Origin of the sequence: Sphingomonas sp. CCH9-E2, from assembly GCF_001557215.1 — a bacterium.
Classification (GTDB): Bacteria; Pseudomonadota; Alphaproteobacteria; order Sphingomonadales; family Sphingomonadaceae; genus Sphingomonas.
Window position 1 is genome coordinate 1 of the sequence record NZ_LSJM01000117.1, and the last position, 8,014, is coordinate 8,014.

At 66.9% G+C, this 8,014-nt stretch carries 8 protein-coding genes; 3 read left to right on the top strand and 5 right to left on the bottom strand.

Going from position 1 to position 8,014, the window contains the following annotated elements:
* Positions 1-28: 28 nt before the first annotated feature.
* From ilvC to miaA, 4 genes are all read right to left on the bottom strand, one after another.
* Positions 29-1,048, bottom strand: coding sequence for a ketol-acid reductoisomerase (gene ilvC, locus AX681_RS06455; RefSeq protein WP_066681960.1), 1,020 nt, complete (start codon positions 1,046-1,048; stop codon positions 29-31).
* Positions 1,049-1,155: 107 nt separating this feature from the next.
* Positions 1,156-1,671 (bottom strand): acetolactate synthase small subunit, encoded by a 516-nt coding sequence (gene ilvN, locus AX681_RS06460; RefSeq protein ID WP_066659269.1) that lies wholly within the window; start codon positions 1,669-1,671, stop codon positions 1,156-1,158.
* 4 nt (positions 1,672-1,675) lie between these two features.
* On the bottom strand, positions 1,676-3,436 hold the full coding sequence (locus tag AX681_RS06465; RefSeq protein WP_066659264.1) for an acetolactate synthase 3 large subunit: 1,761 nt from the start codon (positions 3,434-3,436) through the stop codon (positions 1,676-1,678).
* A gap of 85 nt (positions 3,437-3,521) precedes the next feature.
* Positions 3,522-4,445, bottom strand: a complete 924-nt coding sequence (gene miaA / locus AX681_RS06470) for a tRNA (adenosine(37)-N6)-dimethylallyltransferase MiaA (RefSeq protein ID WP_443026127.1) — start codon at positions 4,443-4,445, stop codon at positions 3,522-3,524.
* Between miaA and serB the strand changes: the two genes are divergently transcribed.
* Positions 4,444-5,322: a phosphoserine phosphatase SerB gene (serB, locus tag AX681_RS06475; protein WP_066659262.1), complete on the top strand. Its 879-nt coding sequence runs from the start codon at positions 4,444-4,446 to the stop codon at positions 5,320-5,322. The two genes, miaA and serB, sit on opposite strands and share 2 nt — an antisense overlap.
* A gap of 156 nt (positions 5,323-5,478) precedes the next feature.
* Here serB and AX681_RS06480 read toward each other — a convergent pair whose 3' ends face one another.
* Positions 5,479-6,501, bottom strand: coding sequence for an SPOR domain-containing protein (locus AX681_RS06480; protein WP_066659260.1), 1,023 nt, complete (start codon positions 6,499-6,501; stop codon positions 5,479-5,481).
* A 184-nt stretch (positions 6,502-6,685) separates the two neighbouring features.
* Between AX681_RS06480 and AX681_RS06485 the strand changes: the two genes are divergently transcribed.
* On the top strand, positions 6,686-7,408 hold the full coding sequence (locus tag AX681_RS06485; RefSeq protein WP_066681963.1) for a ParA family protein: 723 nt from the start codon (positions 6,686-6,688) through the stop codon (positions 7,406-7,408).
* Positions 7,408-7,902: a hypothetical protein gene (locus AX681_RS06490; protein ID WP_066660602.1), complete on the top strand. Its 495-nt coding sequence runs from the start codon at positions 7,408-7,410 to the stop codon at positions 7,900-7,902. Before AX681_RS06485 ends, AX681_RS06490 begins: the two co-directional genes overlap by 1 nt.
* Positions 7,903-8,014: the final 112 nt, after the last annotated feature.

Here is an 8,014-nt window from a genome sequence, read left to right on the forward strand (position 1 = left end):
GGGAAGCCAACCCCGCCCCGGCCCGAACTCAGTTCTTTTCCTTGTCCACCAGCTTGTTCGCGCCGATCCACGGCATCATCGCGCGCAGCTCGCTGCCGACCTTTTCGATCGGATGCGCGGCGGCGGCCTTGCGGCTGGCCTTCAGCTCGGGCTGGCCCGCGCGGTTGTCGAGCACGAAATCCTTAACGAAGCGGCCCGACTGAATGTCGGCGAGCACGCGCTTCATCTCGGCCTTGGTCTCGTCGGTGATGATGCGCGGACCGGTCTTGATGTCACCATATTCGGCGGTGTTCGAGATCGAGTAGCGCATGTTGGCGATGCCGCCTTCATAGAGCAGGTCGACGATCAGCTTCGTCTCATGCAGGCACTCGAAATAGGCCATTTCGGGGGCATAGCCCGCCTCGACGAGCGTCTCGAAGCCAGCCTGGATCAGATGGGTGATGCCGCCGCACAGCACCGCCTGCTCGCCGAACAGGTCGGTCTCGCACTCTTCCTTGAAGTTGGTTTCGATGATGCCCGAGCGGCCACCGCCGACGCCGCTGGCATAGGCGAGCGCGACGTCATGTGCGTTGCCGGTGGCGTCCTGATGCACCGCGATCAGACAGGGGACGCCGCCGCCGCGGACATATTCGCTGCGCACGGTGTGGCCCGGGCCCTTGGGCGCGATCATGATGACGTCGATGTCCGCCGGCGGCTCGATCAGGCCGAAATGGACGTTGAGGCCGTGGGCAAAGGCGAGCGCGGCGCCCGGCTTCATATGACCCTTGATGTCATGTTCCCAGATCGCGGCCTGATGCTCGTCGGGGGCGAGGATCATCACGATGTCGGCCCACTGCGCGGCTTCGGTCGTCGACAGGACCTTGAAGCCCGCGCCTTCGGCCTTCTTGGCGGTCGCGGAGCCGGCACGCAGCGCGATCGCCACCTCGGCCACGCCGCTGTCGCGCAGGTTCTGGGCATGGGCATGGCCCTGGCTGCCATAGCCGACAATGGCGATTTTCTTGCCCGTGATCAGGTTCAGGTCGGCGTCACGATCGTAATAGACACGCATGTTCTAGGTTCCCCTTTGAAATTTCGTCGCCCCGGCGAAGGCCGGGGCCGCTATGTTGTGCGCCCTCTCGGGCCGGCCCCGGCCTGCGCCGGGGCGACGGATTTGGTTCAGGCCGCCTCGCGCCCTCGTGCGATGGCGACGATGCCGGTGCGGGCGACTTCGATCAGGCCGACTTCGCTCATCAGTTCGATGAACTTGTCGATCTTTTCGGTGCTGCCCGTCACTTCGAACACGAAGCTGGACGTGGTCGCATCGACGACCCGCGCGCGATAGACATCGGCGAGGCGCAGCGCTTCGATCCGGTGATCGCCGGTGCCCGCGACCTTGACGAGCGCCAGCTCGCGCTCGACATGGTCGCCCTCGGCGGTGAGGTCGCGCACCTTGTGGACCGGCACGAGGCGATCGAGCTGCGACACGATCTGCTCCAGCACATGCGGGCTGGCGCTGGTGACGATGGTGATGCGGCTGACCGATTTGTCGTCGGTAATCTCGCTCACCGTCAGGCTCTCGATATTGTATCCGCGCGCGGTGAACAGGCCGGCGATCCGGGCGAGGATGCCCGGCTCGTTGTCGACGATGACGGCGAGCGTGTGCCGCTCGGCCTTTTCTTCCTTGATGTGCATGAGTTCAGACCAGCGCCTTGGCTTCGTCGTCCATTTCGCCGGAGACTTCGGCGGCCTGGAGGAGCATGTCGGTATGGGCGGCGCCCGATGGGATCATCGGGAAGCAGTTGGCGAGCTTGGCCACGCGGCAGTCGACGATCACCGGGCCGTCATAGGCCAGCATGTCCTGGATCCCGCTTTTCAGATCGCTGCGATGCTCGATCAGGATCCCCTTCCAGCCATAGGCTTCGGCAAGCTTCACGAAATCGGGCAGCGAGTCGCTGTAACTCTCCGAATAGCGGCTGGAATAGGTCAGTTCCTGCCACTGGCGGACCATCCCCATATATTCGTTGTTGAGGATGAAGATCTTGACCGGCAGGCGATACTGGGTCGCGGTTGCCAGCTCCTGGATGTTCATCTGGATCGACGCTTCGCCGGCGATGTCGATCACCAGCGCATTGGGGTTGCCCAGCTGCGCGCCGATCGCGGCGGGCAGGCCATAGCCCATCGTGCCGAGGCCGCCGCTGGTCAGCCACTTGTTGGGCGCTTCGAAGTGGAAGTGCTGCGCCGCCCACATCTGGTGCTGGCCGACCTCGGTCGTGATGATCGGGGCCTGGTCGCGCGTCGCCTCCCACAGCGCCTGGATCGCGCGCTGCGGCATGATCGTGCTGGCGTCGATGCCGGGGCCTTCCTCCGGATAGTCGAGGCACTTGACCGCGCGCCATCCTTCGATCCGCCGCCACCATTCGGACAGGTCGGGCTTGGGGTGCTGACGCGCTTTCCAGATACGCAGCATGTCCTCGAGCGCGTGGCCGACATCGGCGACGATGGGGAGGTCGACCCGCACCGTCTTGTTCATCGACGAGCGGTCGATATCGATATGGATCTTCTTCGCATGCGGCGCGAAGGCGTCGAGCCGCCCGGTCACCCGATCGTCGAAGCGCGCGCCGACCGCGATGATCAGGTCGGCCTGATTCATCGCGTAATTGGCTTCATAGGTGCCGTGCATGCCCAACATGCCCAGCCACTGATCGGACGAGGCGGGAAACGCGCCCAGGCCCATCAGCGTCGAGGTGACCGGCGCGCCGGTGATCTTCGCCAGCTCGCGCAGCAGCTGCGACGCGCCGGGGCCGGAGTTGATGACGCCGCCGCCGGTGTAGAAGATCGGCCGCTCCGCCGCCGCGAGCATCTCCACGGCCGCCTCGATCAACCCCTTGTCCGCCTTGACCTGCGGGCGGTAGGTCTTGTGCTGGATCGGGCCTGGCTTGCTGTAGCGTGCGGTCGCGATCTGCACGTCCTTGGGGATGTCGATCACGACCGGACCGGGGCGGCCCGAGGTCGCGATATGAAACGCCTCATGCACCACCGCGCCGAGCTGGGCGGGGTCCTTCACCAGATAATTATGCTTGGTGCAGTGGCGGGTGATGCCGACGGTGTCCGCTTCCTGGAACGCGTCGCTGCCGATCAGGTGTGTCGGCACCTGCCCGGTAATGACCACCATCGGGATCGAATCCATCAGCGCATCGGTGATCCCGGTGACCGCGTTGGTCGCGCCGGGGCCGGAGGTGACGAGCACGACGCCGGGCTTGCCGGTCGAGCGGGCATAGCCCTCGGCTGCATGCGTCGCCGCCTGTTCGTGGCGGACGAGGATGTGGCGAATCCGCTTCTGCTTGAAGATTGCGTCGTAGATCGGGAGCACCGCGCCACCGGGATAGCCGAACACGACCTCCACACCGAGGTCGACCAGCGCCTCGATCAGAATGTCTGCTCCGCTTTTCTCGGCCACGATGAATCTCCTTGTTTGCCGCAGTGCAATGCATTGGGCGAAGCGCGCTGCTATGCGTATGAAAGATGCGTGTCAAGTATTCATTTTATACGATTCGTGCGAAATGTGGCATTCGATTGATAATATCTGTCTCGGTGGTGCGCAGCCAGTCGGGCGGCGGCTGGTGGCGCAACCACGTATATTGCCGCTTGGCATATTGCCGCGTCGCCGCCTGGGCGCGCTCCAGTGCCTCGGCCCGCCCGATTTCCCCGGCGAGCAGCGCGGCGATCTCGGGCACGCCGATCGCCTTGCGCACCGGGGCCTCGGGAGGGATGTCGTCGCGGGCGAGCAGGGCGGAAACTTCTTCGATCGCCCCTTCGTCGAACATGGCGGCGAGGCGGCGGTCGCAGCGTTGAATCAGCCAGGCGCGGTCGGGGAGCAGGATCAGCGGGGCGAGGTCGATCTGGTCACCGATGCCGCCGACCTTGGCCTGCTGCCAGTCGGCAAGCGTGCGACCGGTGGCGGTCACGACCTCCAGCGCGCGGGCGACACGGGTGGTGTCGGTGGGGGCGAGGCGCGTGGCGGCTTCGGGGTCGCGTTCGGTCAGCAGCGCATGGGCCTCGGCGACGGGCAGGGCGCGCACCTCTGCGCGGATCGCCGGGTCGATGCCGGGTACCGGGGCGATGCCGTCGAGCAGGGTGCGGATGTACATGCCCGTGCCGCCGACCAGGATCGGAAGACTGCCGCGCTCCTGCGCCGCCGCGATCTCCGCCTTGGCCTCGGCCGCCCAGCGCGCGGCGGAATAATCGTCGGTGCCGGTGACGTGGCCGAACAGCCGGTGCGGGGCCTGTGCCTCGTCCTCGGGCGAGGGACGCGCGCTGAGGATGCGCAGCTCGGCATAGACCTGCGCCGAATCCGCGTTGATCACCGTACCGCCGGTCGCCTGAGCGAGCGCGATCGCCAATGCGGACTTGCCGCTGGCGGTCGGTCCTGCAATGAGCGCGACCCTTGGCCTGGAGGAGTTCGGCATGTTCATCGCGACGCTGATAGCAGCGGATCGGCTCGACGCGGGGGATATTTCCTCCGCGCTGGACAAGCTGAGCGATGCCGGGTGCGGTCCGCGCGGCGTCGAGACGCTGGATGAGGACAAGGCGAGCGACCTGTTCTTCAACGCTGCCCCGGATGCAGCGCGTGCGGCGCTGGAGGGGGTCTTCGATCGGGTCGACGTGGTCGTTCAGCCTGCCCAAGGTCGCGAGAAGGCGCTGATCGTCGCCGACATGGACTCGACCATGATCACCGTCGAATGCATCGACGAACTGGCCGATTATGCCGGGATCAAGGCACAGATTGCCGAGGTGACCGAAGCGGCAATGCGTGGCGAACTGGACTTTGCCGCGGCGCTGGATGCGCGGGTGGCGTTGCTCAAGGGGCTGGGCGCGGATGCGATCGACCGTTGCCTTGCCGAGCGCGTGAAGTTGATGCCGGGCGCGCGGACATTGGTGCAGACGATGAAGGTGCGCGGGGCGACCGCGATCCTGGTGTCGGGCGGTTTTACGCGCTTTGCCGAGCCGGTGGGTGCGCAGATCGGTTTCGATCGGGTGATCGCCAATGAATTGCTGATCGCGGACGACGTGCTGACCGGCGCGGTGACCAAGCCGATCGTCGATTCATCGACCAAGGAAGTGACGCTGCTGGGCGCGATGGCGGAACTGGGGCTGGACGCTTCCGCTACGATGGCGGTCGGCGACGGCGCGAATGACCTCGCGATGATCCGCAAGGCGGGGCTGGGCGTGGCTTATCATGCCAAGCCGATCGTTGCCGCCGCGGCGGGGGCGCGGATCGATCACGGCGATCTGACCGCGTTGCTCTACGCGCAGGGGATTGCGCGGGGGGATTGGGTGGAGTGAGCCAACTGATCCTCCCCCGCCAGGGGGAGGGGGACCGCCGCGAAGCGGTGGTGGAGGGGTGTCCCCGCTTGAATGGTCGCGTGCCGTCTTGACCCGCGACACCCCTCCGTCATCGCTGCGCGATGCCACCTCCCCTTTCAGGGGAGGATTTTGGGACTACTCCCGCACTGGCACGCAGGGGCTGAGGCCGCGACACGCGGCGCCGGCTTCGGCGCTGGAGGCAAAGGGGCCGACCAGCACCTTGGTCAGGCGGCCGGACTTCACATAGCTGACCTTGCGGCCGGGGAAACGGCTGCCGACCTGCGACCACAGCTTCTGCGCATTGCCCGGCTCGCCGAACGCGCCCAGCTGAAGCTTCCACCCGCCATCGCGGATCGCCGCGGTGGCGGTTGCGGGGGGCGGCGTCGTCGGCTTCGGCGTCGGTTTCGGTGTGGGACGGACGATCGGCGGCGTTGGACGTGCGTCCGCGCTCTGGGTCGGCGCAGGCGTCGGTGCCGGGATCGGGTCGCGCGGCTGATAGGCGGTCGAGGGCGGCAGCTGCGTCCGCCCGATCGTGGCGGGCGGCTGCGTGCCGCGCGGCGGCTGTACCGCAGCGATGCTCGGGCGTCCGGCGTCGCGCTCATAGACGCGCGCAAGCTCGAGCCCCTTTTGCCGGTCGGCCAGCGAGATATAGCCGTCCATCTGCGCCTGCGACGTTGCGGCCTGGGGCAGCCCCTGTGCCGATGCGCGGACGATCAGGGCATAGGCGCGGACCCAATCCTTGGCCACCGCGTCGCCGTTGAACAACATCGTGCCCAGCACATATTGCGCACGCGGCGCGCCACGCGCCGCCGCCTTTTCCAGCCACTCGGCGGCCTGCAGCCGCTTGCCGTTTTCGAACAGGGCCAGGCCGTAATTCTCTTCCGCCTGCGGATGCCCCTGCAGCGCGGCCTTGCGATACCATTCTTCGGCCTGGGCGAGATCGGCGGGGACGCCGCGCCCGAACTTGTACGCCTGACCCATGTTGAACTGCGCATCGGCATCGCCGGCGACTGCGGGGCCACGCCAGATCGCGACCGCCGCGCGATAATCGCCGCGCTGCCATGCATCGACTCCGGCCTTTACATCGGCTTGCGCCAGCGCCGGCACGCCGACCAGCATCGCGCCGGCCGCTGCCGCCGCCCAGATCAAGTGCTTCATTCCGTCAGATTCCCGATCCCGCCACACATGGATAATGCCAGTTAACCATGACATGGCCAGATATGCTTGCGCTTTGGTTAAGCCCGACATGGGACAATCCCGCGCATCACTACCGTATTAACCCCTTCTTAGCTTCCCGATGGCATCCCCAAGTCTGGGTAACCGGGATTTTTTCGAGGGGTCGATGCGCGTACTTGCGATGGCATCACAGAAAGGTGGTTCGGGCAAGACCACGCTGAGCGGGCACTTGGCGGTGCAGGCGCAGCGGGCTGGCCATGGCCCGGTCGTCCTGATCGACATCGATCCGCAAGGGTCGCTGTCCGATTGGTGGAATGAGCGCGAGACTGATTTTCCGGCCTTTGCGCAGACCACGGTCGCCCGGCTCGCCGCCGATCTCGAGGTGTTGCGCCAGCAGGGGTTCCGCCTCGCGGTGATCGATACCCCGCCCGCCATCACCATGGCGATCCAGAGCGTGATCCAGGTCGCCGAGCTGATCGTCATCCCGACCCGCCCGTCGCCGCACGATCTGCGCGCCGTGGGTGCGACGGTCGATCTGTGCGACCGTGCGGGCAAGCCGTTGCTGTTCGTCGTCAATGCCGCGACGCCCAAGGCCAAGATCACCAGCGAAGCCGCGGTCGCGCTGTCGCAGCACGGCACCGTTGCGCCGGTGACGCTGCACCACCGCACCGACTTCGCCGCGTCGATGATCGACGGCCGCACAGTGATGGAGGTGGACCCCAACGGGAAGTCCGCCGCCGAGGTGACGGCGCTCTGGGCCTATATCAACGACCGGCTGGAGAAGAACTTCCGCCGCACCGTGTTCAGCGCGCCCGCCGTCGCGGCGGCACCGCATGCCGCCTTTGCCGGGCGGCCGCAGGGTGGCTTTGGCCGCCGGGTGGTGAGCTGATGTTCGGTTCCGCCAAGCCCGCCGCGTCGCTCTCCTCGGGCCTGCTCGCCCGCAAGGGACAGGCGCGCCCCGCCATGCGTCCGCAAGGCTTTGTCGGACTCGATCCGGGCACGTCGCTCGACGATCTCGGCTGGAACGACATGGGCAGCGATCTGCCGCCGCCGGCGTTCGAGCCGGTCCCGCCGGTGCTGGCGCAGCGCCAGACGCTGGTCGAGGAATTTGCGCCGGCGCCTGCTCCCGAGCCGGAGGTGCCTGCGCGCCCGGTATCGACCGCCACCGCCGCCCGGATCGGGCGCGAAGTCGGCGCGCGCAAGGGCAAGGCCGCGTTCACGCTGCGGCTCGATCACGACCGTCATCTCAAGCTGCGCCTCGCCTCGGCGGTGACCGGTCGTTCGGCGCAGGTCATCGTGACCGAGGCGCTCGACGCATTTCTCGAATCTTTGCCCGAACTGGGGGCGCTGGTTGACCGGCTCCCGGCGGGCAAGGCGCGCTGATCCAGGGGGACACAGAGCCATGAACCTTCGTCGCATCCTGACCATCTCGGTCTCTGCACTGGTGCTGGGCGCACCGATCGTCGGCGGCCCGACGCTGATCGGCGGGCTTGCC

Excerpts from the sequence above, each read along its gene's own strand:
- AX681_RS06485 (WP_066681963.1), top strand. The coding sequence starts at position 6,686 with ATGCGCGTACTTGCGATGGCATCACAGAAAGGTGGTTCGGGCAAGACC.
- serB (WP_066659262.1), top strand. The coding sequence starts at position 4,444 with ATGTTCATCGCGACGCTGATAGCAGCGGATCGGCTCGACGCGGGGGAT.
- AX681_RS06490 (WP_066660602.1), top strand. The coding sequence starts at position 7,408 with ATGTTCGGTTCCGCCAAGCCCGCCGCGTCGCTCTCCTCGGGCCTGCTC.
- ilvN (WP_066659269.1), bottom strand. The coding sequence starts at position 1,671 with ATGCACATCAAGGAAGAAAAGGCCGAGCGGCACACGCTCGCCGTCATC.
- AX681_RS06480 (WP_066659260.1), bottom strand. The coding sequence starts at position 6,501 with ATGAAGCACTTGATCTGGGCGGCGGCAGCGGCCGGCGCGATGCTGGTC.
- miaA (WP_443026127.1), bottom strand. The coding sequence starts at position 4,445 with ATGCCGAACTCCTCCAGGCCAAGGGTCGCGCTCATTGCAGGACCGACC.
- ilvC (WP_066681960.1), bottom strand. The coding sequence starts at position 1,048 with ATGCGTGTCTATTACGATCGTGACGCCGACCTGAACCTGATCACGGGC.